Annotated in this window: 22 protein-coding genes; 8 read left to right on the forward strand and 14 right to left on the reverse strand. The window is 73.0% G+C overall.

The features are described 5' to 3' along the window. Positions 1 to 5 precede the first annotated feature (5 nt). From O7542_RS19375 to O7542_RS19400, 6 genes are all read right to left on the reverse strand, one after another. On the reverse strand, positions 6 to 302 hold the full coding sequence (locus tag O7542_RS19375) for a hypothetical protein (RefSeq protein ID WP_043325976.1): 297 nt from the start codon (positions 300 to 302) through the stop codon (positions 6 to 8). A 152-nt stretch (positions 303 to 454) separates the two neighbouring features. Then, on the reverse strand, positions 455 to 1,315 hold the full coding sequence (locus O7542_RS19380) for a trypsin-like peptidase domain-containing protein (protein WP_064447007.1): 861 nt from the start codon (positions 1,313 to 1,315) through the stop codon (positions 455 to 457). Positions 1,316 to 1,354: 39 nt separating this feature from the next. Then, a complete protein-coding gene (locus tag O7542_RS19385) occupies positions 1,355 to 2,314 on the reverse strand; it encodes a VWA domain-containing protein (protein WP_104113889.1) in 960 nt (319 codons plus the stop codon). After that, positions 2,311 to 3,327: a DUF58 domain-containing protein gene (locus O7542_RS19390; RefSeq protein ID WP_064447005.1), complete on the reverse strand. Its 1,017-nt coding sequence runs from the start codon at positions 3,325 to 3,327 to the stop codon at positions 2,311 to 2,313. The genes O7542_RS19385 and O7542_RS19390 overlap by 4 nt, the downstream gene beginning before the upstream one ends. Then, positions 3,324 to 4,373, reverse strand: coding sequence for a MoxR family ATPase (locus O7542_RS19395; RefSeq protein WP_043325980.1), 1,050 nt, complete (start codon positions 4,371 to 4,373; stop codon positions 3,324 to 3,326). The genes O7542_RS19390 and O7542_RS19395 overlap by 4 nt, the downstream gene beginning before the upstream one ends. A gap of 192 nt (positions 4,374 to 4,565) precedes the next feature. Beyond that, the gene (locus tag O7542_RS19400; RefSeq protein ID WP_166455557.1) at positions 4,566 to 5,087 is read right to left on the reverse strand and encodes a hypothetical protein; all 522 of its coding nucleotides are present in this window, start codon (positions 5,085 to 5,087) and stop codon (positions 4,566 to 4,568) included. A gap of 281 nt (positions 5,088 to 5,368) precedes the next feature. On the opposite strand from O7542_RS19400, the gene O7542_RS19405 reads away from it, so the two are divergent. Beyond that, on the forward strand, positions 5,369 to 6,361 hold the full coding sequence (locus O7542_RS19405; protein WP_166455558.1) for an endonuclease/exonuclease/phosphatase family protein: 993 nt from the start codon (positions 5,369 to 5,371) through the stop codon (positions 6,359 to 6,361). Between the two features lies 1 nt (position 6,362). Here O7542_RS19405 and cimA read toward each other — a convergent pair whose 3' ends face one another. Further along, positions 6,363 to 7,961 carry a citramalate synthase gene (cimA, locus tag O7542_RS19410; RefSeq protein WP_064447002.1) on the reverse strand — a complete coding sequence of 533 codons (1,599 nt, stop codon included), beginning with the start codon at positions 7,959 to 7,961 and terminating at the stop codon, positions 6,363 to 6,365. A 318-nt stretch (positions 7,962 to 8,279) separates the two neighbouring features. Between cimA and O7542_RS19415 the strand changes: the two genes are divergently transcribed. The 4 genes from O7542_RS19415 to O7542_RS19430 all read left to right on the forward strand — a co-directional run bounded on the left by O7542_RS19415 (position 8,280) and on the right by O7542_RS19430 (position 10,843). Continuing rightward, the gene (locus tag O7542_RS19415) at positions 8,280 to 8,840 is read left to right on the forward strand and encodes a peroxiredoxin (RefSeq protein ID WP_030500869.1); all 561 of its coding nucleotides are present in this window, start codon (positions 8,280 to 8,282) and stop codon (positions 8,838 to 8,840) included. Positions 8,841 to 8,842: 2 nt separating this feature from the next. After that, entirely contained in the window at positions 8,843 to 9,373 is a 531-nt protein-coding gene (locus tag O7542_RS19420; RefSeq protein WP_104113885.1) for a carboxymuconolactone decarboxylase family protein, read from the forward strand. Positions 9,374 to 9,566: 193 nt separating this feature from the next. Then, positions 9,567 to 10,031, forward strand: a complete 465-nt coding sequence (locus O7542_RS19425; protein WP_030500871.1) for a hypothetical protein — start codon at positions 9,567 to 9,569, stop codon at positions 10,029 to 10,031. A gap of 50 nt (positions 10,032 to 10,081) precedes the next feature. Then, a complete protein-coding gene (locus O7542_RS19430; protein WP_281604989.1) occupies positions 10,082 to 10,843 on the forward strand; it encodes a tyrosine-protein phosphatase in 762 nt (253 codons plus the stop codon). A 52-nt stretch (positions 10,844 to 10,895) separates the two neighbouring features. Here O7542_RS19430 and O7542_RS19435 read toward each other — a convergent pair whose 3' ends face one another. Both O7542_RS19435 and O7542_RS19440 read right to left on the reverse strand, forming a co-directional pair. Further along, positions 10,896 to 11,990 carry a branched-chain amino acid aminotransferase gene (locus tag O7542_RS19435; protein WP_043325988.1) on the reverse strand — a complete coding sequence of 365 codons (1,095 nt, stop codon included), beginning with the start codon at positions 11,988 to 11,990 and terminating at the stop codon, positions 10,896 to 10,898. A 194-nt stretch (positions 11,991 to 12,184) separates the two neighbouring features. After that, positions 12,185 to 13,216, reverse strand: coding sequence for a 3-isopropylmalate dehydrogenase (locus O7542_RS19440; RefSeq protein ID WP_030500874.1), 1,032 nt, complete (start codon positions 13,214 to 13,216; stop codon positions 12,185 to 12,187). 219 nt (positions 13,217 to 13,435) lie between these two features. Between O7542_RS19440 and O7542_RS19445 the strand changes: the two genes are divergently transcribed. Next, positions 13,436 to 14,308, forward strand: a complete 873-nt coding sequence (locus O7542_RS19445) for an FAD:protein FMN transferase (RefSeq protein ID WP_281604990.1) — start codon at positions 13,436 to 13,438, stop codon at positions 14,306 to 14,308. 296 nt (positions 14,309 to 14,604) lie between these two features. Next, positions 14,605 to 14,958 carry a hypothetical protein gene (locus O7542_RS19450; protein ID WP_030500876.1) on the forward strand — a complete coding sequence of 118 codons (354 nt, stop codon included), beginning with the start codon at positions 14,605 to 14,607 and terminating at the stop codon, positions 14,956 to 14,958. A gap of 61 nt (positions 14,959 to 15,019) precedes the next feature. Here O7542_RS19450 and serA read toward each other — a convergent pair whose 3' ends face one another. From serA to O7542_RS19475, 5 genes are all read right to left on the reverse strand, one after another. Next, positions 15,020 to 16,618 (reverse strand): phosphoglycerate dehydrogenase, encoded by a 1,599-nt coding sequence (serA, locus tag O7542_RS19455; protein WP_043325995.1) that lies wholly within the window; start codon positions 16,616 to 16,618, stop codon positions 15,020 to 15,022. Between the two features lie 315 nt (positions 16,619 to 16,933). Then, positions 16,934 to 17,947 (reverse strand): ketol-acid reductoisomerase, encoded by a 1,014-nt coding sequence (gene ilvC, locus O7542_RS19460; RefSeq protein ID WP_043325996.1) that lies wholly within the window; start codon positions 17,945 to 17,947, stop codon positions 16,934 to 16,936. A gap of 59 nt (positions 17,948 to 18,006) precedes the next feature. Beyond that, positions 18,007 to 18,522, reverse strand: coding sequence for an acetolactate synthase small subunit (gene ilvN / locus O7542_RS19465; protein WP_018786257.1), 516 nt, complete (start codon positions 18,520 to 18,522; stop codon positions 18,007 to 18,009). Further along, positions 18,523 to 20,418, reverse strand: coding sequence for an acetolactate synthase large subunit (locus tag O7542_RS19470; protein ID WP_113971839.1), 1,896 nt, complete (start codon positions 20,416 to 20,418; stop codon positions 18,523 to 18,525). Between the two features lie 180 nt (positions 20,419 to 20,598). Next, on the reverse strand, positions 20,599 to 23,046 hold the full coding sequence (locus O7542_RS19475) for a bifunctional diguanylate cyclase/phosphodiesterase (protein ID WP_043325999.1): 2,448 nt from the start codon (positions 23,044 to 23,046) through the stop codon (positions 20,599 to 20,601). A gap of 110 nt (positions 23,047 to 23,156) precedes the next feature. Between O7542_RS19475 and ilvD the strand changes: the two genes are divergently transcribed. After that, positions 23,157 to 25,004, forward strand: coding sequence for a dihydroxy-acid dehydratase (gene ilvD / locus O7542_RS19480; RefSeq protein ID WP_082931014.1), 1,848 nt, complete (start codon positions 23,157 to 23,159; stop codon positions 25,002 to 25,004). The last annotated feature ends 19 nt before the right edge of the window (positions 25,005 to 25,023 follow it).

Genomic DNA, 25,023 nt, shown 5'->3' on the forward strand with positions numbered 1-25,023 from the left:
CGAGGCTAGCGCCCGGCGCGGTGACTCGGGGTGGGGGTGGCGCTCGGGGTGGGACCGGCCCGTTCCTCGCCGCCGCCGGAGGCCGCGTACGCGGCCGCGCCGACCAGCAGCAGGGCGATCACCGCGAGCTTGACGACCACGCCGCGAATCGCGAGCCAGGCGTTGCGGCGGGCGCCCGGCACGCTGGTCCGGATCGTCTGGTAGTCCGTCCAGCCGCGTTTCGCACGCGCGTAGGACGCGCCGACACCGGCGCCGATGATCAGGCCCATCACGAGGAGGGCCGCAATGACAGCTTGCTCCACCTCCGCCAGTATCCATACTCAGCGTAATATTTCTATGCCCCAATGATCCCACGCCGGATATCCGACAGTTCGCACCGATCTTGCAGTGCTTGTGCAGGTCAGCGCCGCGCGAAGCGCCGAGGCAACCCGCGCGGGAGACCGCGCCCGGTGACTCAGCCGCCCCGGCCGATGATGGTGTCGGCGGTCTGCTGGACCTGGTCGATCGGGATGGCGAAGCCGATGCCGATCGACCCGTTGCCGTCGATGGTGGCGATGGCGGTGTTCACGCCGACCACCTCACCGCGCGCGTTCACCAGCGGCCCGCCCGAGTTGCCCGGGTTGATGGAGGCGTCGGTCTGCACCGCCGTGTGCCGGCCGTTGCCGATCCGCACCTGCCGGTTGAGCGCGCTGACGATACCGGCGGTGACGGTCCCGGCGAGCCCGAGCGGCGACCCGACCGCGAGCACCGGCTCCCCCACCCGGGTCGAGTTCGCCTTGGCCAGCGGCAGCGGCGGTAGCCCGGCGGACGCGGGCACCTTGAGCACGGCCAGGTCGCTGGCGGGTTCCCGGCCCACCACCTCGGCCGGGAAGCGACGCCCGTCCGAGGTCTCCACAGTCACCGCGCCCGAGCCGCCGCGGGCCAGGATGTGGTCGTTTGTGACGATGTGCTGCTCGTTGTCGATGGCGAATCCGGAGCCGGACGCGGACGCGCCGGATCTGCCCCCGACCATCACCGAGACCACGCCGGGCACCGTCTTGCCGGCGGCGGTGACCAGTTCCGCGGGCACCGGCGCGGCGGATGCCGCGCTCGGTCCCGGCGAGCCCTGGTCGGCCGCCCAGGTGCCGGCCACCGCGCCGGAGACGGTGGAGAGCGCCACCACCGCCGCCACGCTCAGCAGCCGGTGCCGCAGGCTGCGCCGTCCGGCCTCCGGCCCGCCCCCGGGTACGTCCCGGTGGCCGCGCCCGTCCGGGTCCAGCTCCGGCGAGACGAACCACGGTCCGCGTGGCTCGCCGAGTCCGGTCTGCACTGCCATGCCTGGCTCCTCACATGTCGTGCGGTAGTGGTGTGCGGGTCAGGGCAGCCGGGAGAACCACCGCAGCGAGCCGGCGGCGGCGCCCATCGCCAGGACCAGGCCGAGGCCGATGAAGCGGGCCGAGATGTCCTGCCGTTCGGTGCGGTAGCCGACGGACGTGCCGATGTCCTCGTAGACGTCCTTCAGCTCGGCGGTGGTGGACGCCTCGTGGAATCCGCCACCGGTCTGCTCGGCGACCGCCCGCAGCGTCTGCCCGTCCACCGGCACCTGGATCGCCCGGCCGCCCCGGTCGACCGATCCCCCGGGCGTGCCGAAGGAGATCGTGTGCACCGGGACCTTGGCGGCGACGGCCTGGTCGGCCGCCTCGATCGGGTCCATCCCGGAGGTGTTCGCGCCGTCGGAGAGGATGATGATCCGGGCCGGCGGCGGGTCCTTCGCGGCAGTCGCGTCAAGGCTCTTGACCGCGCCCAGCGAGGTGCTGATCGCCTCGCCGATCGCGGTGCCCTGCACGCCGGTGATGCCCTCGGCCAGCCGCCCGATGCCGTCGTGCAGCGCCTCCCGGTCGGTGCTCGGCGGCACCAGCACCGCGGCGCTGCCGGCGAACGCGACGAGGCCGACGTTGAACTCGTCCGGCAGCCCGTCGACGAACCGCCGGCCCGCCTCCTTGGCTGCTGTCAACCGGTCCGGGTCCACGTCACCGGCGAGCATCGAGGTGGAGACGTCGACAGCCACCATCACGGTGGCCCGTTCCCGGGGGACCCGCACCTCCGCCTCGGGGCGGGCGAACCCGACCACGAGCAGCGCCAGCATGGCCAGGAACAGGCCCGCCGGCACGTGCCGGCGCCAGGCCGGGCGGCGCGGGGCGACCCGGTCCAGCAGGCGCAGGTTGGTGAAGCGCACCGCGTACCGGCTCTGCCGCCGTTGCAGCACCAGGTAGCCGGCGACCAGCGCGAGGACGGCGAGCAGCAGCCAGAGGCGGGCTGGTGACTGCCAGGTCATGCGACACCTCCCCGGGCGGCGGCCGGCACGGTGGCCAGCCGGCGCTGCTCGTGCACATGCCGCACCACGTCCGCGCACCAGTCCCGGTCGGTGCGCAGCGCCATGTGGGTGGCGCCGGCCCGGCGCAGCGTGTGGCGTACCTGCTCGCGCTGCTCGGCGGCGGCGCGCGCGTACCGCTCGCGCAGGTCCGGGTCGCCGGTCCACACCTCGCGGTGCCGGCCGCTCTCCGGGTCGACGAGCGTGATCAGCCCGACGTCGGGCAGTTCCAGCTCGCGCGGGTCGGTCACCTCGACCGCGAGCACCTGATGACGGACCGCGAGGCGGCGCAGCGCCGCGGCCCACGGCGGGGGCGCGGCGTCCGGGTCGTCGGGCAGTTCGTCGAGGAAGTCGGAGACGATCACCACGAGCCCGCGCCGGGTGGCGACACGCTGCAGGCCGTCCAGGCCGTCGGCCAGGCCCGGCCCCGCGGCGGGCGGGCGTGCGCCGGCCGCGCCCGCGCCGTCCGGGTCCCGCCGGTCGTCGGTACGCGGAGCGCCGAGCAGCGCGCGGAGCAGCCCGAGCAGATGGGTACGCCCGCTGCGGGCCGGGAATCGGCGCAGCCCGTCGGGCGTGAGCACCTGCGCGCCGAGCCGGTTGCCGACTCCGGCGGTGAGGAAGCCGATCGCTGCGACAGCGGCCACCGCCAGCTCCCGTTTGTCCAGCGTGGAGGTGCCGTACTCCATGCTGGGGCTGGCGTCGACGAGCAGCCAGGTGGTCAGTTCCCGGTCCGCGTCGACCTGGCGGACGTGCGGCACCGTGGTCCGGGCGGTGACCGCCCAGTCCATCCGGCGTACCTCGTCCTCGCCGGGGCGGTACTCCCGGCTGCCGGCGGCCTCGCTGCCCGGCCCGGGCAGCAGGCCCCGGTACCGGCCGTGCAGCAGGCCGTCGAGCCGCCGGGTCACCGTCAGCTCCAGCCGGCGCAGCCGCTGGTCGGGCGCGAGGTCGGTCAGCCCGGGCTCGGCCGCGCCGGTCATGCCGCCGCCAGGTCCGGCGCCGCCTCGGTGGGCCCGTTCACCAGCCGGGGTGGTGGCACCGCCTCGATCACCCGGCGCACCACGTCCTCGCCGGAGATCCCGTCGGCGACCGCGTCGAAGGTGAGCACGAGCCGGTGCGCCAGCACGTCCACCGCCAGGTCCCGGATGTCCTCGGGGAGGACGTAGTCGCGGCCGTGGATGAGTGCCTGCGCGCGGGCGGCGGCCACCAGGCCGAGCGTGGCCCGGGGGCTGGCCCCGTACGCCAGCAGCGGCGCGATGTCGGGCAGGCCGAAGCGTTGCGGGTCGCGGGTGGCGAGGATGAGGCGGACCACGTACTCGGCGAGCGCGTGGTGGACGAAGACGTCGGTGGCGCGGCGCTGGAGTTCCCGCAGCCGGATCGGGTCGAGCACGGTGCTCGCGGTGGGGCGCTCGGTGCTCATCCGGTAGAGGATGGCCAGCTCGTCGGCGTCGCTCGGGTAGTCGACCACGACCTTCATGAGGAAGCGGTCGCGTTGCGCCTCGGGGAGCTGGTAGACGCCCTCGGACTCGATCGGGTTCTGGGTGGCCAGGACCAGGAACGGCTCCGGCACCGGCCAGCTCCGCCCGCCGATCGAGACCTGCCGCTCGGCCATCGCCTCCAGCAGGGCCGACTGCACCTTGGCCGGGGCCCGGTTGATCTCGTCGGCGAGCACGAGGTTCGCCATGATCGGTCCCAGCTCCACGTCGAACTGCTCGGTCGAGGCGCGGTAGATGCGGGTGCCGACGATGTCGGAGGGCACCAGGTCGGGCGTGAACTGGATCCGGGAGAAGGTGCCGCCGACCACTGTGGCGAGGGTCTGCGCCGCGAGCGTCTTGGCCACCCCCGGTACGCCCTCCAGCAGGCAGTGACCGTCGGCGATGAGGGCGGTGAGCAGGCGTTCGACGAGCCGATCCTGCCCGACGATCACGCGTTTGACCTCGGCGAGGGTCTGTTCCAGCTCGACGCCGCTCGCGTCGGCATCGACCGGGCTGGGCACGCTGGCCAGGGTGTCCGAGATGTCCGTCACGGTGCTTGCTTCCCGGGCCGGACCGGCGACAAACGTCGGATTATCGGACCCGGACCGGCAGTGGCCGAACCGGACGGGCAGCATCTCCCCGATCGGGCGGCAACGGCGCGAACCCCATCGGTCCGGGCGGGACCGGGACGGAACACGACACCGGCCCCCGCCGCAGCGGAGGCCGGTGCGCGGCCGGACGGGTCAGTTGGCGACCAGGATGTGGAACGGCCGGTCGGCGAAGCCGCCGGTGGAGTTGCGGGTCTGCACGAAGACCGCGTTGGGGGTCAGCGTGCGCGGCGCGGCCGAGATCTCGCCGCCCGGCGGCACGTTCGCCGAGTCGTTCGTGCCGATCGAGACGTGGTACGACTTCTGACTCACGTCGTAGTCGAACAGCACCTGGTACTGCCCGGCGGACACGCCCGGGCCGGGTACGAACCGGAGCGAGGACACCACGTTGCCGGAGTGCTGCAGCAGCGTCCCGTTCGCCGACACGACCGCCCAGGCGACCTGACCGGGGGCCGGCGGGGCCAGCGTGGCCCGCATGGCGGCGCGGGCGGCCTGCCGCTCGGCGGCGGTCACCGGCGGCTGTGCGGTGCTGTGCCGGGCGCCGGGCTGGGGTCGCGCCTCCGCCTGGGCGGCCGCGGCGATCCCTCCACCGGCCAGGGTGAGGGACAGCGCGGCAAGCGCCACCACCGTCGCCTTTCGCTTGAAGAATGTGGCCATGATTTCTCCCTTGGTTAAACCGTGGTGATACGGCGACTGCGCGCGTCAAATTGCGGATCATCGGGAATCCGCCCGGGGAGCGCACCGCTCGTGAGCTGGCCTTACTACAGAGAGTCGCGACGTCTCAACCAGGGGGAACGTAGCACCGGAAAACGCGGGCGGTCAATAGCTCATATTGCGTGTCCGACCGATCGAAAAAGTGCTCAGAAATTGCGGTCGAGCATTCACGAAATTGTTTCGCCGGGCATCGCGGCAGCGCGGACCCGGGTAGCCTGACGGCCATGATCACAGCGCCGGACCTGTCCCGGGGCGGCACCCGGGGCGGCCGCTGGGCCACCGCCGCGTGCTGGCTGGCAGCGGCGCCGGTCGCCGCCTGGGCGCTGGTACGCCTGGCCGGGCTGGAACGCGGTCCGCTGGTGCTGGCGATCGCCTTCACGCCGTACGTCGCCGCGCTGGCCCCGGTCGTGGCGGTGTCGGCGCTCGCCCTGCGGCGCCGGGCCCCGGCGGTGGTCGCGGCCCTCGCCGCGCTGTCGTTGATCGGCGTGGTGGCGCCCCGGGCGGTTCCCGACGCCCGTCCCCCGGCCCACGGGCCGACGCTGCGGCTGCTCACCGCCAACCTGCGCCTCGGCTCGGCCGACCCGGCGGGACTTGTCGACCTGGCCCGGGTCCGGCGGGTGGACGTGCTCACGGTGCAGGAGCTCACCCCGGCGCTCGCGGCCGAGCTGGACCGGCTCGGCCTGGCCACGCTGCTGCCCTACCGGTCGCTGAGCCCCGAGGTCGGCTCCACCGGCTCCGGCGTGTACGCCCGCCACCCGCTGCGCGACACCGGGCACCGCCGCAACCAGGGGTTCTTCTTCACCCAGGCGTACGCGACGGTGACGGTGCCGGGCGCGCCGCCGTTACGGGTGGAGTCGGCGCACCCGGCCGCGCCGTACGCGGTGGACGTGGTGCCGGACTGGTGGACCGACCAGCGCGCCCAGCCGCCGGCCACCCCGGACGGCGGGCTGAGCGTGCTGGCCGGGGACTTCAACGCGACGCTCGACCACGCGGCGCTGCGGGAGCTGATCGCCACCGGTTACACCGACGCGGCGGACGCGGCCGGTGCCGGGTTCGGCGGCACCTGGGGCCCGTACGACGGCGACCCGATCCCGCCGGTCACCATCGACCACGTCCTGGTGGACCGGCGCATCGCGGTGCGCGCCGCCGGCACCTTCCCGGTGCCGGGCAGCGACCACCGCGCGTTGCTGGCCGAGCTGCGCCTGCCGGCCGGGTGAGTCAGGCCGCGGTCCCGCCCGTCACGCGGGTCCGGTCCAGGCCGTAGGTGAGCGCGTCGACGAGCGCGTGCCAGCTGGCCTCGACCACGTTCGGGTGCACGCCCACGGTGGTCCAGTCGCGGCCCACCCCGGCGGTCTCCACGAGTACGCGCGTCACCGCGCCAGTGCCGTGGCTGCCCTCCAGGATGCGGACCTTGTAGTCGGCCAGCTGGAACTCGCGCAGCTCCGGGTAGTGCCGGGACAGCGCCACCCGCAACGCCTCGTCCAGCGCGTTGACCGGGCCGTTGCCCTCGGCGGTGGCGATCACCCGCTCGCCGCGTACCCGGATCTTCACCGTGGCCTCGGAGACCACCGCGCCGTCCTCGCGGTGCTCGACCAGCACCCGGTACGACTCCAGCGTGAACGGCCGGACCGGCGCCGCGCCCGGCAGTTCCGAGCGGACCAGCAGTTCGAACGAGGCGTCGGCGGCCTCGAACGACCAGCCGTCGGCCTCCAGCTCCTTGACCCGCCCGGTGACCTTGGACAGGGTGTCCGGATGGCCGGCCAGGTCCAGACCGAGCTCACGGCTCTTGAGCTCGATGCTGGCCCGGCCGGCCATCTCGGTCACCAGGATCCGCATGTCGTTGCCCACCACGGTGGGTTCCACGTGGTTGTAGAGCAACGGGTCGACCTTGATCGCGCTCGCGTGCAGCCCCGCCTTGTGAGCGAAGGCGGCGGCCCCGACGTAGGCCTGGTGGGTGTCGGGGGCGATGTTGGCGATCTCGGCGATGGCGTGCGAGACCCGCACCATCTGTTCCAGGCAGCCCTCCGGTAGGACGGGCATGCCCAGCTTGAGCTGAAGATTGGCGACGATCGCGAAGATGTCGGCGTTGCCGGGGCGCTCGCCGTACCCGTTGGCGGTGCCCTGCACGTGGCGGACGCCGGCCTCGACGGCGGCGATGGTGTTGGCGACCGCGCAGGCGGTGTCGTTCTGCGCGTGCATGCCGAGCCGTTCCGGCGCGATCCCGGTGCGCGCCACCAGCCCTTCGATCACGGCGGTGACCTGGGAGGGCAGCATGCCGCCGTTGGTGTCGCAGAGGACGAAGCGCTCGGCGCCGGCGGCCAGCGCGGTCTCCGCCACAGCGGTGGTGTAGCCCGGGTCGAAGCGGAACCCGTCGTAGCAGTGCTCTCCGTCGACGAAGACCCGCCGACCCTGCGCCACCAGGTACGACACGGTGTCGCGGATCATGGCGAGGTTCTCCTCGGCGGTGGTGCGCAGCGCGCGTTCCACGTGCCGCAGGTCCGCCTTGGCGACCAGGGCGACGGCCGGGGTCTGCGCGTCGAGCAGCCCGCGCACCTGCGGGTCGTCCTCGACCGCGAGGCCGGCCTTGCGGGTGGCGCCGAAGGCGACCAGGATCGCGTGCCGAAGTTCCAGCTCGGTGCGCGCCCGGCGGAAGAACTCGGTGTCCTTGGGCACCGCGCCCGGCCAGCCCCCCTCGATGAAGCCGACCCCGAGGTCGTCGAGCAGGCGGGCCACCGCCAGCTTGTCGACCACCGAGTACGTGAGTCCTTCGCGCTGGGCGCCGTCGCGCAGCGTCGTGTCGTACACCTGGAAGGTCATCGGAGTCCTCTTCTCGTGTCCGTCCTGGGGCGCAAACAAAAAGACCCCCCGCGGATGCGGGAGGTCTGCGCGCTCGGCGAGGGAAGGCCGGCGCGCTAGCTGCTAATGATCAGGACGAAGCTGGTCACGACCAGTACTCTGCCACCCCGCCCCCGCTTTTGGGAGGCGAAACCCATATTCCGGGACGATCGCGGGGCTGGTGACCGCCTTCACACCCGGCCACCGCCCGCCACGAGCGCAAACAGGGCTGCGGAAGAATCTTGAACAGATCCAGTTACTGGCCCGGCGGTGCTGCCGGGTCACGCTCAAGGAGGACCCGTGCTCACTGTCGGTGACCACTTCCCCGAGTACGAACTCACCGCCTGCGTGTCGCTCGACGCCGACAAGGCGTTCGAGACGATCAACCACAAGTCCCACGAGGGCCAGTGGCGCGTCGTGTTCTTCTGGCCGAAGGACTTCACCTTCGTCTGCCCCACCGAGATCGCCGAGTTCGGCCGTCTCAACGGCGAGTTCGCCGACCGCGACGCCCAGGTGCTCGGCGTCTCCGTCGACAACGAGTTCGTCCACTACGCCTGGCGCAAGGACCACCCGGACCTGCGCGAGCTGCCCTTCCCGATGCTCAGCGACATCAAGCGTGAGCTGACCTCCGCCTGCGGCGTGCTCGGCGCCGACGGTGTCGCGCAGCGGGCCACCTTCATCGTGGACCCGAACAACGAGATCCAGTTCGTCATGGTGACCGCCGGTTCGGTCGGCCGTAACGTCTCCGAGGTGCTGCGGGTGCTCGACGCGCTCCAGACCGACGAGCTGTGCCCGTGCAACTGGAACAAGGGCGGCGCGACGCTCGACGCCAACGCGCTCCTCGCCGGCGCCGGAGCCTGACCATGGGCCTGGACGCGATCAAGGCGGGCCTGCCCGAGTACGCCAAGGACATCCGGCTCAACCTCGGCTCCACCATCACCACCTCGACGCTGAAGCCGGAGCAGGCGTGGGGCACCGCCCTGGCCTGCGCGGTGGCGGCCCGCAACCCGGTGGTGCTGCGGGAGATCGCCGCCGAGGCGGCCGGTCACCTCACGCCCGAGGCGGTCGCGGCGGCCAAGGGCGCGGCGGCGGTCATGGCGATGAACAACGTCTACTACCGGGCCAAGCACCTGATCGGCGACGAGCAGTACGCGTCGCTGCCGGCCCGGCTGCGGATGCAGATCATCGCCCGCCCCGGCGTGGAGAAGACCGACTTCGAGCTGTGGTGCCTCGCCGTCTCGGCGATCACCGGCTGCGGCGTCTGCCTGGAGTCGCACGAGAAGACGCTGCGCGCCGCCGGGTTCAGCCGGGAGCAGGTGCACGAGGGGCTGCGGATCGCCGCCGTCGTACACGCCGCCGCGGTGACCCTGGACGCGGAGGCCGCGCTGGCCTGATCCACCGGCCCGGACGCGCCCGACCGGCGCCGCGCGGGCCGACCTCCCGAGGGGCCGGCGTCACCACCGTGGCGCCGGCCCTTCGGCGTCGGCGGGCCGGCCGCCGGCGGGTTGGTGCCCGGACAGGGTGGGTAACCCTCCCGACTGATGACGGCGCCGCGACGGCCGCGGCCCTGGGGACGGGAGGCGGCACATGGACGGACTGGACCCGCGCGCCACGCACGGCGGCACCGAGCCGATCCTCGACGACGGCCGGGGCACCGTCGCCGGGGGCGCTCCGGCGGGTGCCTTCGACCCGTGGCGCTACCGCGACGAGGCGGGCGTGGCGAGCGCCGACCTGACCGGCTACAAGGTCGAGGCCACCGACGGCGCCATCGGCAAGATCGACCGGGCGAGCCACGAGGTGGACGACAGCTACCTGGTCGTGGACACCGGGCCGTGGATCTTCGGCAAGAAGGTGATGCTCCCGGCCGGGACCGTGAACCACGTCGACCACGACGCCCGCACCGTGCACGTCGACCGGGAGAAGGACCAGATCAAGGCCGCCCCGGAGTACGACGAGTCCAGCCACGCCGACCCGGGCTACCGGGACCGGCTCGGCGGCTACTACGGCGAGAGCCACTCGGCGCTGCCGCCGGACGTGCCGCCGCGCATCTGACACCGCGGCGACGGCCGGCGGGGACGTGGGAACGCCCCGCCGGCCGTACCGTGTCGGATGTGGACGCCCCGCAGAGCCCCTTCCCCACCCTGTTCAACTTCCGCGACGTCGGCGGATACGCCGACGACGTCGGCGGATACGCCGCTCAGGACGGGCGCACCGTGCGCCGCGGCCGGCTCTACCGTTCCGACTCGCTGCACCGCATCGACGAGACCGACCGGGCGGCGTTCACCGCGCTCGGCATCCGTACCGTGATCGACCTGCGCCGCCCCACCGAGGTGGAACGCGACGGGCGGGTGCCCGCCTACGACGGGCTCGCCTACCGGCACATCCACCCCGAGCACGCCGACTGGGGCGCGAACCGGTTCGACGCCTCCGGCGTCAGCCTGGCCCGCTACCTGGCCGACCGGTACGCCGACCTGGCGCGTACCGGGACCGCCGGGCTCGCCGAGGCGGTCGGGCTGATCGCGGACAGCGCCAACGCGCCGGTGGTGGTGCACTGCGTCGCCGGGAAGGACCGCACCGGCATCGTCTGCGCGCTCACGCTCTCCGTGCTCGGGGTGCCCGACGAGGACGTGGTCGCCGACTACGCGCTCAGCACCGCGGCGTCGCAGCGTTTCACCGAGTGGGTCCGCGCCACGCTGCCGGACGCGGAGGAACCGCCGCCGCCGTTCCTGGAGTCACCGGCCGAGACGATGGAGCTGTTCCTGGCCGAGCTGCGCGCCGGCCACGGCTCGGTCGAGGGTTACCTGACCCACGCGGGCGTCACCGAGACGCAACTGGAGTCGCTGCGCACCCACCTGCTGGGCTGACGCCGCGCGGTGAGCAGGGAGCGGACTCGCTGCTCACCGCGCGGTCGGGCGGTCAGATGACCCGGGTGACCCAGCCGTGCGGGTCCTCGGCGCGACCGCGCTGGATGTCCACCAGCTTCTGGCGCAGGGCCATGGTGACCTGGCCGGGCTCGCCGCCGCCGATGAGGAACTCGCCCTCCGGGAAGCGCACGCCGCCGATCGGGGTGACGACAGCGGCCGTGCCGCAGGCGAACACCTCGCGCAGCCGCCCGCTCGCCGCGTCCGCCTGCCAGTCGGCGAAGCTGACCGGCGCCTCCCGCACCTCGTGCCCGGCCTCGGCGGCCAGGGTGAGGATCGCGTCGCGGGTGATGCCGGGCAGGATCGTGCCGCCCAGCGGCGGGGTGACGATGCTGCCGTCGTCGTAGACGAAGAAGACGTTCATGCCGCCCAGCTCGTCCACGTAGCGCCGCTCGACCGCGTCCAGGAAGACCACCTGGTCGCAGCCCGCCTCGATCGCCTCGGCCTGCGCCGCGAGCGACGCGGCGTAGTTGCCGCCGCACTTCGCCGCGCCGGTGCCGCCGGGCGCGGCCCGGGTGTAGTCCGGCGAGACCCAGACCGTCACCGGCTTCACCCCGCCGGAGAAGTACGCCCCGGCCGGCGAGGCGATGACGCAGTACAGGTATTCGTTGGCCGGGCGCACGCCGAGGAAGACCTCGCTGGCGAACATGAACGGACGCAGGTAGAGGCTGGCGTCCTCGTGCTCCGGGATCCACGCCTGGTCGATCTCGACCAGGCGGCGCAGCGACTCCACGAACGTCGCCTCCGGCAGCTCCGGCATGGCGAGCCGGCGGGCGGACGCGCTGAACCGGGCCGCGTTGGCCTCCGGGCGGAACATCGTCACCGCGTCGCCGGTGCGGTACGCCTTCAGCCCTTCGAAGATCTCCTGCGCGTAGTGCAGCACCGCCGCGGCCGGGTCCATCGGGATCGGCGCGCGCGCCTCCAGGCGGGCGTCGTACCAGCCCTTGCCCTCGGCGTAGCGGATGGTGACCATGTGGTCGGTGAAGACCCGGCCGAAACCGGGGTTCGCCAGCAGGGCGGCCCGGTCGGCGGCGGATACCGGCGCGGGATTCGGACGGATCTCGAAATCGAGCTTGTCACCACCGCTCATCGCGCTGACCTCCCTGCGGGTTCACGGCATGCGGGATCGCACGCCGACGTCACTGGTGCCAGAAACTTACCCCGAACGGTCGTTCAGCGGATAGGTCCGCCCCTCGGACGGCTGCGCCGCACCGGACCGCCGAATCGGGCCCGGAGACGGGTCTGGCGGCCCGTTACCGGGCCGCCAGGTGAGGATCGGCCCGGTCAGGATACGGCGTACCCGGCGAGCCGGTCGCCGACCTCCTCGGTGCGCAGGGGCGCGCCGGGCGTACGCGCGGCCAGCTCGGCGCCGACCGCGGCGGTGACCCGGGCGGCGGCGTCGGCGTGGCCGAGCTGGTCCAGCAGCAGCGCGGCGGAGAGCACGGCGGCGACCGGGTCGGCGACGCCCTTGCCGGCGATGTCCGGCGCGGAGCCGTGCACCGGCTCGAACATCGACGGGTAGCGCCCCTCCGGGTTGATGCAGCCGCTGGCCGCCAGCCCGATGCCACCGGTCACCGCGGCGGCGATGTCGGTGAGGATGTCGCCGAAGAGGTTGTCGGTGACCACCACGTCGTACCGGGACGGGTTGGTCACCAGGAACATCGCGGCGGCGTCGATGTGCTGGTACTCGGTGGTGACGTCGGGGTGCTCGGCGGCCACCGCGGCGAAGGCGCGCGACCAGAGCGAACCGGCGTGGGTGAGCACGTTGGTCTTGTGCACGAGCGTGACCTTGCGCCGTTCGCGACGGCGGGCGCGGGCGAAGGCGTCGCGGATGACCCGCTCGACGCCGTGCCGGGTGTTCAGGCTCTCCTCGGTGGCCACCTCGGCCGGGGTGTCCCGGTGCAGCGCGCCTCCGGCGCCCGCGTACAGCCCCTCGGTGCCCTCGCGGACCACCACGAGGTCGACCTCGCCGGGCTTGACCGCGGCGAGCGGGCCGCCGACGCCGGGCCAGAGCCGGGACGGGCGCAGGTTGACGTACTGGTCGAAGGCGAACCGGAGCTTGAGCAGCAGGCCGCGCTCCAGCACGCCCGGCGGCACGGTCGGGTCGCCGACCGCGCCGAGCAGGATCGCGTCGTGACCGGCCAGCTCGTCGAGGACGGAGTCGGGCAGCGCCTCGCCGGTGCGGTGCCAGCGCGCCGCGCCCAGGTCGTACTCGGTGGCCTCGATGCCGGGCAGCACCGCGTCGAGGACCTTGCGGGCCTGCGCGACCACCTCGGGTCCGATGCCGTCGCCGGCCACCACCGCGATGCGTGCCACCTGATGCTCCTCGTCTCGACGTTCCCGGCAACGGTACGTCGGTGTCCCGTCCCCCGGTACGAATCTTCCACCATTCGGGAACGCGAGTCACAGGATCCTCCCAGCTGACACCCATGGCGCGGTCATCTCCACTGCTTAAGGTCGGGTTTCATCGGGTCGACGCAGGCCCGGAACCGGCCACCGCCGCGACACGGCGGCGACCACCGAGGGGCAGGTGTCATGCGGATCGAGCACCGGCGGACCCACTGGGCGGACGAGCAACCACGTACCCGCTGGGTCGACCAGTCCGAGTTCCGCCCGGTCCGTCCGGACCTGCACCTGGGCGCCAGCAGCCACCGCGTCGAGCGGCCCGGCGCCGGCGCGTCCGGCCGGATCACCGTCCGGCACACGGTGGCCACCTCGACCGCCGACTACACACTGCTGCTCAACGCGCCCGAGTGGCTGGGCCACCGGGTGGTGGGCGAGGCGCTGCGGGACGCCGTCGCCGAACTGCGCGCCATCGACCTCACCTACGGACCGAACCGGCCGGACAGCCTCGTCTCCCGGCTGCGCCGCGACGAGATCAGCCCCGACTCGTACCCCCCGCTGGCCGACCTGATCGACCTCTGCGCGTCGATGCGGGCGGCGACCGACGGCTGGTTCGACGCCTGGGCGGTGCCCGGCGGCTTCGACCCGGGCGGCCTGCTCGGCGGCTGGGCCGTGGAGCGGGCCGCGGCGCGGTTGCGCGCCGCCGGCATCCACGACTACGCCGTGCTCAGCGGCGCCGACCTGACGGTACGCGGGCGCGCGGCGCACGGCGGGCCGTGGCGCGTGGCCGTGCACCACCCCACCGACACCCGGCGCACGCCGCTCGTGCTGGAGATGACGACCGGCGCGGTGGGCACCTCCGGTGTCACCGGGCGGCGGGGGCACGTGATCGACCCGCACACCGGCGAGCCGACCGACCGCCTGGCGGCCGCCACCGTGATCGGCCCGGACCTCGCCGTCGCCGACGCCTACGCCACCGCCCTGTACGCCGCCGGACCGGCCGGACTGGCCTGGTTCCGCCAGGACTCGGACTACCGCCCGCTGTTCGCGCAGCACCGGCGCTGAGCCGCGATCGGCCCCCGCGGTCTCGGCAACGACCGTGGGGGCCGGTCAGCGACGAGTGCGCGTGGCTCGCGCAATCGAGGGGTGCGGGCCGACGGGGCGGACGCCCGACCGCGCCACCCGAAGACGGGCCGGGGAATCGACTCAGCCGGAAACCGCAACGGTACGCTAGCGAATCGACGCAACTCGACGCAAGAGTCTCCACAGCGGACGCCGGGGAATCGGTGTCGGCAATCAGCCGGTGAACGCACGGTGGGGCAGAGGTGACGGGCCGGGCCCGGGATGGCACGCTGTCCGCCGTGAGTTTCGATCTGAGCGTGTGGGCCCTGCCGAACGGGGCGACACCGGAGCAGGTGCGGGCGGCGGTGCAGCAGTGCCGCGAGGGCTGGCACGGCAAGCAGCAACCCGACCCGAGGCTGGTCGCCTTCTACCGGGCGATCACGGCGAGCTACCCCGACGGTCCGACCCGGCCGGGTACGCCCTGGGAGGCGCCGCTGCACACGGCCGCCGACCACATCGAGATGAACCTGAACCCGACCTGCCCGGACCAGGTCCTGCTGGACATCGAACGGCTGGCCGGCGAACACGACCTGATGCTCTTCGACGCGCAGGACGGCTCGGTCTACCCGCCACCGGCCCGCGTGCGTTCCTGACCGGCCGGAACGACGAAGGGCCCGGCCGCATCCGGCCGGGCCCCGATGTGTCCTGTCCGGACTACACGTCGCGCAGGTCGGCCGCGCTGGCCGCCACCGCGCCGATCGAGTCGGCGGCGGAGGTGAGCAGGTCGGCGCCGAGCGCCTGGTCGACGGTGAGCGTCATCAGCGTCTCGCCACCGGCCTCACGGCGGGCCACCTGCATGGCGGCGATGTTGACGCCGGCCTCGCCGAGCAGCGTGCCGACGGTGCCGACCACGCCGGGCCGGTCGGCGTAGCGCAGGAAGACCAGGATGCCCTCCGCGCCGATCTCGACGTCGAAGCCGTCCACCTCGGTCAGCTTGAACACGTCCCGGGCGCCGGTGTGCACCACGGTGCCGGACACCCGGACGGTACGGCCGTCCGGCAGCGCGCCGCGCACGGTCACCAGGTTCGGGTGGTCGACCGTCTCGCCCGGCGTGGCCAGCGTGACCTCGACACCCCGCTCGGCCGCCAGGTGCGGCGCGTTGACGTAGGTGACCTGCTCCTCCACCACGGAGCTGAACAGGCCCTTGGTCGCGGCCAGCTTGAGCACCGACACGTCGTGGGCGGCGATCTCACCGCGCACCTCGACGGTGACGCTGGCGGCCACCCCGCCGGCCAGGGCGGTGAACGCCCGGCCCAGCCGCTCGGCCAGCGGCAGCAGCGGGCGTACGTCCTCGGCGACCACGCCGCCGGCCTGCACGTTCACCGCGTCCGGCACGAACTCGCCCTGGAGCGCCAGCTTGACGCTCTTGGCCACGGCCAGACCGGCCTTGTCCTGCGCCTCGTTCGTGGAGGCGCCCAGGTGCGGGGTGGCCACCACGTTGTCGAAGGCGAACAGCGGCGAGGAGGTGCAGGGCTCCTTGGCGTACACGTCGACGCCGGCGCCGGCGACCCGGCCCTCCGCGATCGCGTCGGCGAGCGCCTGCTCGTCGACCAGCCCGCCCCGGGCCGCGTTGACGATCCGGACGCCCGGCTTGACGATCGCCAGCTCCTTCTCGCCGATCAGGCCCACCGTCTCCGGCGTCTTCGGCAGGTGGATCGAGATGAAGTCGCTCTCCCGCAGCAGCTCCTCCAGCCCGACCAGGCGGACACCGAGCTGCGCGGCGCGGGCCGGCTGGATGTACGGGTCGTACGCGATCAGCCGGGTGCCGAACGCGGCGATGCGCTGTGCGAACAGCACGCCGATGCGGCCGAGGCCGACCACGCCCACGGTCTTGCCCTGGATCTCCACGCCGGTGTACTTGGACCGCTTCCACTCGCCGGCCTTGAGCGCGGCGCTGGCGCTGGCGGTGTTGCGGGCCACCGCGAGCAGCAGCGCGACGGCCTGCTCGGCGGCGGAGACGATGTTCGAGGTGGGCGCGTTCACCACCATGACGCCCCGGGCGGTGGCGGCGGGCACCTCGACGTTGTCCAGACCGACGCCGGCCCGGGCGACCACCTTGAGCCGCGGCGCGGCCGCGATCGCCTCGGCGTCGATCTGGGTGGCGCTGCGTACGATCACCGCGTCGGCCTCGGAGAGGGCGGAGAGCAGGGCCGGGCGATCGGTGCCGTCCACGTGCCGCACGTCGAAGTCGTGGGCGAGCACCTCGATGGCGGCGGGGGCGAGTTCTTCGGCGATCAGTACGACAGGATTCATCGGTCCTCGTAGACGCTCGGTAATGGTGCGGCCTGGGACGCCGGGGCGCCGCGCTGCGCCCTACGCCGATCCGTGCCATGGCCGTCGGGTGCGCCGGGGCACCACACCAAGGATGGTAGGTGGCTGCCCGCCCGGCGTGTCCCGGAGTGCGGGGTGAGGGCCCTCACAAAGGCCCGTCGCACGCCCGTCATCCCCCGTTAACGGGTGCGGTACGGGACGAGGCGCTACTCACCGTGTCTCAACACGTGAACGCACGGCGGCCCGCGGCCGGACGCCGGGGAGAGCGTCGGGCCACGGGCCGCACGTGGGGAGGGTTCAGGCGGTCTCGGTGATCGGCCGGTCGACCCAGCTCATCATGCCGCGCAGCTTCTGCCCGGTCTCCTCGATCGGGTGCGCCGCGCCCTCGGCCTGCCACTTGGCGAAGTTCGGCCGGCCGGCCTCGTCCTCGGCCACCCACTCGCGGGCGAACTCGCCGGACTGGATCTCGCCGAGGATCTTGCGCATCTCCTCCTTGACCCGCGAGTCGATCACGCGCGGGCCACGGGACAGGTCGCCGTACTCGGCGGTGTCGGAGATGCTGTAGCGCATCCGGGCGATGCCGCCCTCGTACATCAGGTCGACGATCAGCTTCAGCTCGTGCAGGCACTCGAAGTAGGCCACCTCGGGCGCGTAGCCGGCCTCGGTGAGCACCTCGAAACCGGTCTGCACCAGCGCCGCCGCGCCGCCGCAGAGCACCGCCTGCTCGCCGAACAGGTCGGTCTCGGTCTCCTCGGTGAACGTGGTCCGGATCGCGCCGGCGCGGGTGCCGCCGATCGCCTTGGCGTACGCCAGAGCCAGGCCGAACGCGTTGCCGCTGGCGTCCTGCTCGACGGCGACCAGGCAGGGCACGCCCTTGCCGTCGACGTACTGGCGGCGGACCAGGTGACCGGGGCCCTTCGGGGCGACCATCGCCACGTCCACGTCGGCCGGGGGCTTGATCAGGCCGTACCGGATGTTGAAGCCGTGCCCGAAGAACAGCGCCTTGCCCGCGGTCAGGTTCGGCGCGATGGCCTCGGCGTAGATGTGCCGCTGGGCCGTGTCCGGCGCCAGGATCATGATCACGTCGGCCTCGGCGGCCGCCTCGGCGGGCGTGAGCACCCGCAGGCCCTGCTCCTCGGCCTTCGGCCGGCTCTTCGACCCGGCGGGCAGGCCGATCACCACGTCGACGCCCGAGTCGCGCAGCGACAGCGCGTGCGCGTGGCCCTGGCTGCCGTACCCGATCACGGCGACCTTGCGGCCCTGGATCAGGCCCAGGTCGGCGTCGTCGTCGTAGAACACCTCAACGCTCATTGACTTCCCTTTCGTACGGCGGAGCCCGTCGGCCCGTCGAAAAAACTTGTGGGTACGGATCAGGCGGCGCGCAGGGCCGGGCCGGCGGTGATGGCCCGGGAACCCCGCCCGATGGCCACCGTGCCGGACTGGACCATCTCCTTGATGCCGAACGGCTCCAGGTCACGCAGCAGCGCGTCGAGCTTGTCCGGCGTGCCGGTGGCCTCGATCGTCAGCGTGTCCGGCGCGACGTCGACCACCCGGGCACGGAACAGGCCGACCGTCTCCAGCACCTGGGCGCGGGCCGTGCGGTCCGCGCGGACCTTGACCAGCAGCAACTCCCGCGCCACCGACACCTGCGGGTCCAGCTCCACGATCTTGAGTACGTTGACCAGCTTGTTGAGCTGCTTGGTCACCTGCTCCAGCGGCGAGGACTCGGCGTTGACCACGATGGTGATGCGGGAGACGTCCGGGTTCTCGGTCTCGCCGACGGCGAGGCTGTCGATGTTGAACCCGCGCCGGGAGAACAGCCCGGAGACCCGGGCCAGGACGCCCGGCTTGTTCTCCACCAGCACGGACAGCGTGTGCATCGTCATTTAGAGTTCGTCCTCGTCGAAAGCAGGGCGCACGCCCCGCGCGAACATGATCTCGTCGTTGCTGGTGCCGGCGGCGACCATCGGCCAGACCATCGCGTCCTTGCCGACCACGAAGTCGATGACCACCGGCGCGTCGTTGATCGCCATGGCCGCCTCGATGGTCTTGTCCACGTCGGCGGCGTTCTCGCAGCGCAGCCCGACGCAGCCGAGCGCCTCGGCGAGCTTGACGAAGTCCGGGATGCGGTGCTTGTGCGTGCCCAGCTCGGTGTTGGAGTAGCGCTCCCCGTAGAACAGGGTCTGCCACTGCCGCACCATGCCCAGGTTGCCGTTGTTGATCACGGCGACCTTGACCGGGATGCCCTCCAGCGCGCAGGTGGCCAGCTCCTGGTTGGTCATCTGGAAGCAGCCGTCGCCGTCGACCGCCCACACGGTGGTGTCCGGCTTGCCGACCTTGGCCCCCATCGCGGCCGGGACGGCGTAGCCCATGGTGCCCAGGCCACCGGAGTTGAGCCAGGTGTGCGGCTTCTCGTACGAGATGAACTGGCTGGCCCACATCTGGTGCTGGCCGACGCCCGCCACGTAGATCGCGTCCGGGCCGGCGATCTCGCCCAGCCGCTTGATCACGTACTGCGGGGAGAGCGTGCCGTCGGCCGGCTCCTCGAAACCGAGCGGGTACCGCTCGCGCAGGTCGTCGAGCTGCGCCCACCAGTCGGTCAGGTCGACCGACGGGTGCGCGGCCTGCTCGGCGGTGACCGCCGCGATCAGCTCGTCGATGACGTGCCGCGCGTCGCCCACGATCGGGACGTCGGCGTGCCGGTTCTTGCCGATCTCGGCCGGGTCGATGTCGGCGTGGACCACAGTCGCGTCCGGCGCGAACGAGTCGAGCTTGCCGGTCACCCGGTCGTCGAAGCGGGCGCCCAGCGCCACGATCAGGTCGGCCTTCTGCAGGCCGTAGACCGCGGCCACGGTGCCGTGCATGCCCGGCATGCCCAGGTGCTGGCGGTGCGAGTCGGGGAACGCGCCGAGCGCCATCAGCGTGGTGACCACCGGGATGCCGGTCTGCTCGGCCAGCTTGCGCAGCCCCTCGGTGGCGCCGGCCTTGAGCACGCCGCCGCCGACGTAGAGCACCGGACGGCGGGCCGAGGTCATCAGCCGGGCCGCCTCGCGGATCTGCTTGCCGTGCGGGTGCAGCGTGGGCCGGTAGCCGGGCAGGTCGAGCGTGGGCGGCCAGGAGAAGGTCGCCGGCGCCTGGAGCACGTCCTTCGGGATGTCGACGAGCACCGGGCCGGGCCGGCCGGTCGCGGCCAGGTGGAACGCCTCGGCCAGCACCCGCGGGATCTCGTCGGCCGTCTGCACCAGGAAGTTGTGCTTGGTGATCGGCAGCGTGATGCCCTGGATGTCCGCCTCCTGGAAGGCGTCCGTGCCGATCGACGGCCGGGCCACCTGGCCGGTGATCGCCACCATCGGCACCGAGTCCATGTAGGCGTCGGCGATCGGCGTCACCAGGTTCGTCGCGCCCGGGCCGGAGGTGGCGATGCAGACGCCCACCCGGCCGGTGGCCTGCGCGTAACCGGTGGCCGCGTGCCCGGCGCCCTGCTCGTGCCGGACCAGGATGTGGCGGACCGTGGAGTCGTAGAGCGGGTCGTACGCGGGCAGGATCGCACCGCCCGGAATGCCGAAGACCACGTCGACGCCGAGCGCCTCCAGCGACCGCACGAGCGAACCGGCGCCCGAGACCTGCGCGGTGGCGGGCTCCCGTACGGGCGTCTCGGTGGTGGCGGCCGCCGGGGCGGCACGGCCGGGGCGGGCGGCGGAGTCGGAGTCACCGGCCGCGCCGGTGCCGGAACGGGCACGACGGGCGGTGTGGGCGAGGGTCTCGGGCGTGGGTCTCGTCATGGCGGTTCAAGCCTTCGGAAGTGAGTGGGTGACGCGCTTCTCAGGATGGGACGCGGAGGTCCCGCGATGGGTCCGACGGCAACAAAAAAGCCCACGTGCAGGATGCACGGGGCCAGCGCACTCTCGGTGGGAGAGTGCGCTCAGGTAAGTACTCGCGGCGACCGGTTCGACGACATGCGGCTAAGCCTGACGCATCTCACGCGATGAGTCAACTGATCCCACATTTTGGTTCACGGACGTGGGCGTTTCGGTACCCGGCATGCCCTCCACCCCCGGTGCCACCTGCGAAGATCCCTCCATCGGAGGACGCTGCGCGGGCACCGTGGCGGGCGGGTTGTTGCGCAACCGGGGCAGCAACGGCGACGGGCTGTGCGCCGGCGGCGCGGGTGGCGTCTGCGGCATCGCGGTGTGCCGGTTCCCGGGCGCGGTCGCCGCCTCCAGCATCGCCTCCAGGTGCTCGGCCGGCACGCCCCAGCCGAACAGCGCCCCCTGACCGAACCGGCAGCCGGCGGCCACCACCGCGGCCAGCTCGGTCGGATTGGTCACGCCCTCGGCGATCACCTCCAGGCCGAGCTGATGCCCCAGGCGCATGACGATGTCGACCATCGGCGCGAAGGCCGGACCGTCCCGCCCGACCGGCCGGACCGGCTCGTGCTCGGCGACCAGACTGTGGTCGATCTTGAGGATGTCGATCGGCAGCCGCCGGAGCTGGCCGAGCGACGAGTAGCCGGCGCCGAAGTCGTCCAGCGCGATCCGGACGCCGGTCAGCCGCAGCGCGGTGAGCCGCCGGATCAGCTCGTCCAGGTCGGTGGCGACCGCGTGCTCGGTCACCTCCAGCACCAGCCGCTGCGGCGGCACGTGGTGCGCGCGCAGCGCCTCGGCGACCTGGACCACGTACTCCGGCGCGTGCAGCTCGCGCGGTGAGACGTTCACCGACACCCACACGTCGTGCCCGTCGGCGAGCCAGCGGGAGAGCTGGTAGCAGGCCTGGTGCAACACCCACGCGCCGAGCTTGGCGATCATCCCGCACTCCTCGGCGAGCGGGATGAACTCGTCCGGCCGGACGTTGCCCAGCTCCGGGTGCCGCCAGCGCAGCAGCGCCTCGGCGCCGACCGGACGCACCGACGGCAGCGAGGCCACCGGCTGGAAGACCAGCCGCAGCTCGTCGCGCTCGATCGCGCCGCGCAGCTCGTGCTCCAGCCGGGTACGCCGGCTCAGCAACTGGTCGTACGTGGCGTCGTAGCGCTCGATCCGGTTCTTGCCCCGCTGCTTGGCGTAGCGCAGCGCCAGGTCGGCGTTGCGCAGCAGCAGCTCCACGTCCGCGTCGCCGTGCCCGGCCGCCACGCCGATGCTCACCGACAGGAAGACCGGACCGTCCCCCTGCTCGTACGGGCGGCCGAGCACCCCGAGCAGCCGGTCGGCCACCGGGCCGGGATCGGCCGACCCGTGCATCAGCACCGCGAACTCGTCGCCGCCGAGCCGGGCCGCCAGGTCACCCGGCCGCAGGTTGCCCCGCAGCCGCCGCCCCACCTCGATCAGCACCGCGTCGCCGACGTCGTGGCCCCGCATGTCGTTGACGTTCTTGAACCCGTCCAGGTCGAGCCCGAGCAGGACGCAGGGCACGCCCGACTCGGCGCAGCGGTGCAGGGCCCGCAGCAGCCCGCGCCGGTTCGCCAGCCCGGTGAGCGGGTCGGTGTGCGCCAGCTCACGGAAGTGCGCCTCCCGCTCGGCCAGCCGGCCCGCGTAGCCGCGTACGTCGTTGAGCGCCAGGTACTGCCGGGTGACCAGGGCGAAGCCCTCGACCGTGCCGGCCACGATGGCGTACCCGTCGAACCCGCCACCCTGAACCAGGTGGTACATCGCGGAGGCGGCGATGGCGAACATCGGCACGAAGGCGTACTCGCCGTCGCGGCGGATGAGATCGACGTCGAGCTGCGTCAGGTCGGCCCGGCGTCCGGCCACGGCGGTGGCGAGCAGGCCGGCGGCGGTCAGCGTGGCGCCGGTCAGCGCCAGGCCGGGACCGGCCTGGCAGAGCCCGGCCGAGACGCCCAGCCCGCCCGCGGTCACCGCTATCGCGCCGACGCCGAGCAGGGTCAGCCACCCGCGTGGCGGCGCGACCCGCAGCACCAGGATCACGGTCAGCCCGGTGGTCAGCGCCGCGATGATCGAGGCCAGCACGATCGGCAGGCAGGCGACCGGGGTGGCGTCACCGAGCAGCCGGGTCGGCTCGCTGAACGCCACCCAGCCGACGAACCAGAGCGCGCTGCCCATGATCAGGCCGTCCAGCAGCAGCCGGGCGGTGGCGGCGCGGGTCGCGGCGGCGCCGGGCAGCCGGAGCACGGCGGCGCCGAGGCCGAGCCCGGCGAGCGTGGTGCCCACCGCGACCACTGCCGCCCAGCCGGTCCGCTGGCCCTGCCGGTGCGCCCAGTGGTCCCCGGCCGCGAGCAGACCGCCGAGACCGACCAGCAGGCTGAGCAGGGCCGCCCCGGCGGCGACGGCCAGCAGCAGGTGGGCCTGCCGCCGAGGGCCGGTGCGACGCCGCGCGGACGCGGCGAGCAGCACCGTGGCGGCGGCCGCGGCGATCCCGCTCAGCGCCGCGACGGTGACCATCCCCGGGGACGACTGCACGCGTCAACTGTGCCGGATGAGCGCCCCCCGTGGGGCACCGGGTGTGCAACTGTTGGGACACAGGGTGCGCGGCGGGGGCGCGCCGCCGGGATGGTGTCAGACTGGTTGTCATGCCTGAGCTGCGGTCGAGGACCTCCACCCACGGTCGGACGATGGCCGGCGCCCGGGCCCTGTGGCGGGCCACCGGGATGACCGACGACGACTTCGGCAAGCCGATCGTCGCCATCGCCAACAGTTTCACCCAGTTCGTACCCGGTCACGTCCACCTCAAGGACCTCGGCGGCCTGGTCGCCGACGCGGTGGCCGAGGCCGGCGGCGTGGGGCGGGAGTTCAACACCATCGCCGTGGACGACGGCATCGCCATGGGCCACGGCGGCATGCTCTACTCCCTGCCCAGCCGGGAGCTGATCGCCGACGCGGTCGAGTACATGGTCAACGCGCACTGCGCGGACGCCCTGGTCTGCATCTCCAACTGCGACAAGATCACCCCGGGCATGCTGCTCGCCGCGCTGCGGCTCAACATCCCCACCGTCTTCGTCTCCGGCGGCCCGATGGAGGCCGGCAAGACGGTGGCGATCGAGGGAGTCGTGCACTCCAAGATCGACCTGATCGACGCCATGATCGCCTCCTCGAACGAGGCGGTCACCGACGACCAGCTCGGCGAGATCGAGCGCTCCGCCTGCCCGACCTGCGGGTCCTGCTCCGGCATGTTCACCGCCAACTCGATGAACTGCCTCACCGAGGCGATCGGCCTCGCGCTACCAGGCAACGGCTCGACGCTCGCCACCCACGCCGCACGCCGGTCGCTGTTCGTCGAGGCCGGGCGCACGATCGTGGAGATCGCCAAGCAGTGGTACGAGAACGACGACGCCTCGGTGCTGCCGCGCTCGATCGCCGGCCGGGAGGCGTTCGAGAACGCGATCGCCCTCGACGTGGCCATGGGCGGCTCCACGAACACGGTGCTGCACCTGCTCGCCGCCGCCCGCGAGGCCGAGCTGGACTTCGGCGTCGCCGACATCGACGCGATCTCCCGCCGGGTGCCGTGCCTGGCCAAGGTCGCCCCGAACTCGCCGAACTACCACATGGAGGACGTGCACCGGGCCGGCGGCATCCCGGCCATCCTCGGTGAGCTGGACCGCGCCGGGCTGCTGCACCGAGACGTGCGCGCGGTGCACTCCCCCGGCCTCGACAAGTGGCTGGCCGACTGGGACGTGCGCGGCGGCTCGGCCACGCGAGAGGCGATCGAGCTGTTCCACGCCGCCCCGGGCGGCGTGCGCACCACCGAGCCGTTCTCCACCACCAACCGCTGGTCGTCGCTGGACACCGACGCGGCCGGCGGCTGCATCCGGGACCGGGAGCACGCCTACAGCGCGGACGGCGGCCTGGCCATCCTGCACGGCAACCTCGCGCCGGCCGGCTGCGTGGTGAAGACCGCCGGCGTGCCCGAGGAGTGCCTGACGTTCCGCGGCCCGGCCAAGGTCTACGAGTCGCAGGACGACGCGGTGACCGCGATCCTCGCCAAGGAGATCGTCGCCGGAGACGTCGTGGTGATCCGGTACGAGGGCCCGAAGGGCGGCCCCGGCATGCAGGAGATGCTCTACCCGACCTCGTTCCTCAAGGGCCGGGGGCTGGGCCGCTCCTGCGCGCTGCTCACCGACGGCCGGTTCTCCGGCGGCACCTCCGGCCTGTCCATCGGGCACGTCTCCCCGGAGGCCGCCTCCGGTGGGCTGATCGCGCTGGTCCGCGACGGCGACGAGATCGTCATCGACATCCCGGGCCGGTCGATCGAGCTGAACGTGCCCGCCGACGAGCTGGAGGCGCGCCGGGTGGCCGAGGAGAAGCGGGACCGCCCGTACACCCCGGTCGACCGGCAGCGTCCGGTGTCGGCGGCGCTGCGCGCGTACGCCTCGATGGCGACCTCGGCCAGCGACGGCGCCTACCGCCGCGTCCCGGAGTGATGTAAGGAAGGGCCCCTTC

The sequence above is a fragment of the Micromonospora sp. WMMC264 genome, from assembly GCF_027497275.1.
Lineage (GTDB): Bacteria > Actinomycetota > Actinomycetes > Mycobacteriales > Micromonosporaceae > Micromonospora > Micromonospora chalcea.

Excerpts from the sequence above, each read along its gene's own strand:
- O7542_RS19380 (WP_064447007.1), bottom strand. The coding sequence starts at position 1,315 with ATGGCAGTGCAGACCGGACTCGGCGAGCCACGCGGACCGTGGTTCGTC.
- O7542_RS19385 (WP_104113889.1), bottom strand. The coding sequence starts at position 2,314 with ATGACCTGGCAGTCACCAGCCCGCCTCTGGCTGCTGCTCGCCGTCCTC.
- O7542_RS19390 (WP_064447005.1), bottom strand. The coding sequence starts at position 3,327 with ATGACCGGCGCGGCCGAGCCCGGGCTGACCGACCTCGCGCCCGACCAG.
- O7542_RS19400 (WP_166455557.1), bottom strand. The coding sequence starts at position 5,087 with ATGGCCACATTCTTCAAGCGAAAGGCGACGGTGGTGGCGCTTGCCGCG.
- O7542_RS19405 (WP_166455558.1), top strand. The coding sequence starts at position 5,369 with ATGATCACAGCGCCGGACCTGTCCCGGGGCGGCACCCGGGGCGGCCGC.
- cimA (WP_064447002.1), bottom strand. The coding sequence starts at position 7,961 with ATGACCTTCCAGGTGTACGACACGACGCTGCGCGACGGCGCCCAGCGC.
- O7542_RS19420 (WP_104113885.1), top strand. The coding sequence starts at position 8,843 with ATGGGCCTGGACGCGATCAAGGCGGGCCTGCCCGAGTACGCCAAGGAC.
- O7542_RS19425 (WP_030500871.1), top strand. The coding sequence starts at position 9,567 with ATGGACGGACTGGACCCGCGCGCCACGCACGGCGGCACCGAGCCGATC.
- O7542_RS19435 (WP_043325988.1), bottom strand. The coding sequence starts at position 11,990 with ATGAGCGGTGGTGACAAGCTCGATTTCGAGATCCGTCCGAATCCCGCG.
- O7542_RS19445 (WP_281604990.1), top strand. The coding sequence starts at position 13,436 with ATGCGGATCGAGCACCGGCGGACCCACTGGGCGGACGAGCAACCACGT.
- serA (WP_043325995.1), bottom strand. The coding sequence starts at position 16,618 with ATGAATCCTGTCGTACTGATCGCCGAAGAACTCGCCCCCGCCGCCATC.
- ilvC (WP_043325996.1), bottom strand. The coding sequence starts at position 17,947 with ATGAGCGTTGAGGTGTTCTACGACGACGACGCCGACCTGGGCCTGATC.
- ilvN (WP_018786257.1), bottom strand. The coding sequence starts at position 18,522 with ATGACGATGCACACGCTGTCCGTGCTGGTGGAGAACAAGCCGGGCGTC.
- O7542_RS19470 (WP_113971839.1), bottom strand. The coding sequence starts at position 20,418 with ATGACGAGACCCACGCCCGAGACCCTCGCCCACACCGCCCGTCGTGCC.
- ilvD (WP_082931014.1), top strand. The coding sequence starts at position 23,157 with ATGCCTGAGCTGCGGTCGAGGACCTCCACCCACGGTCGGACGATGGCC.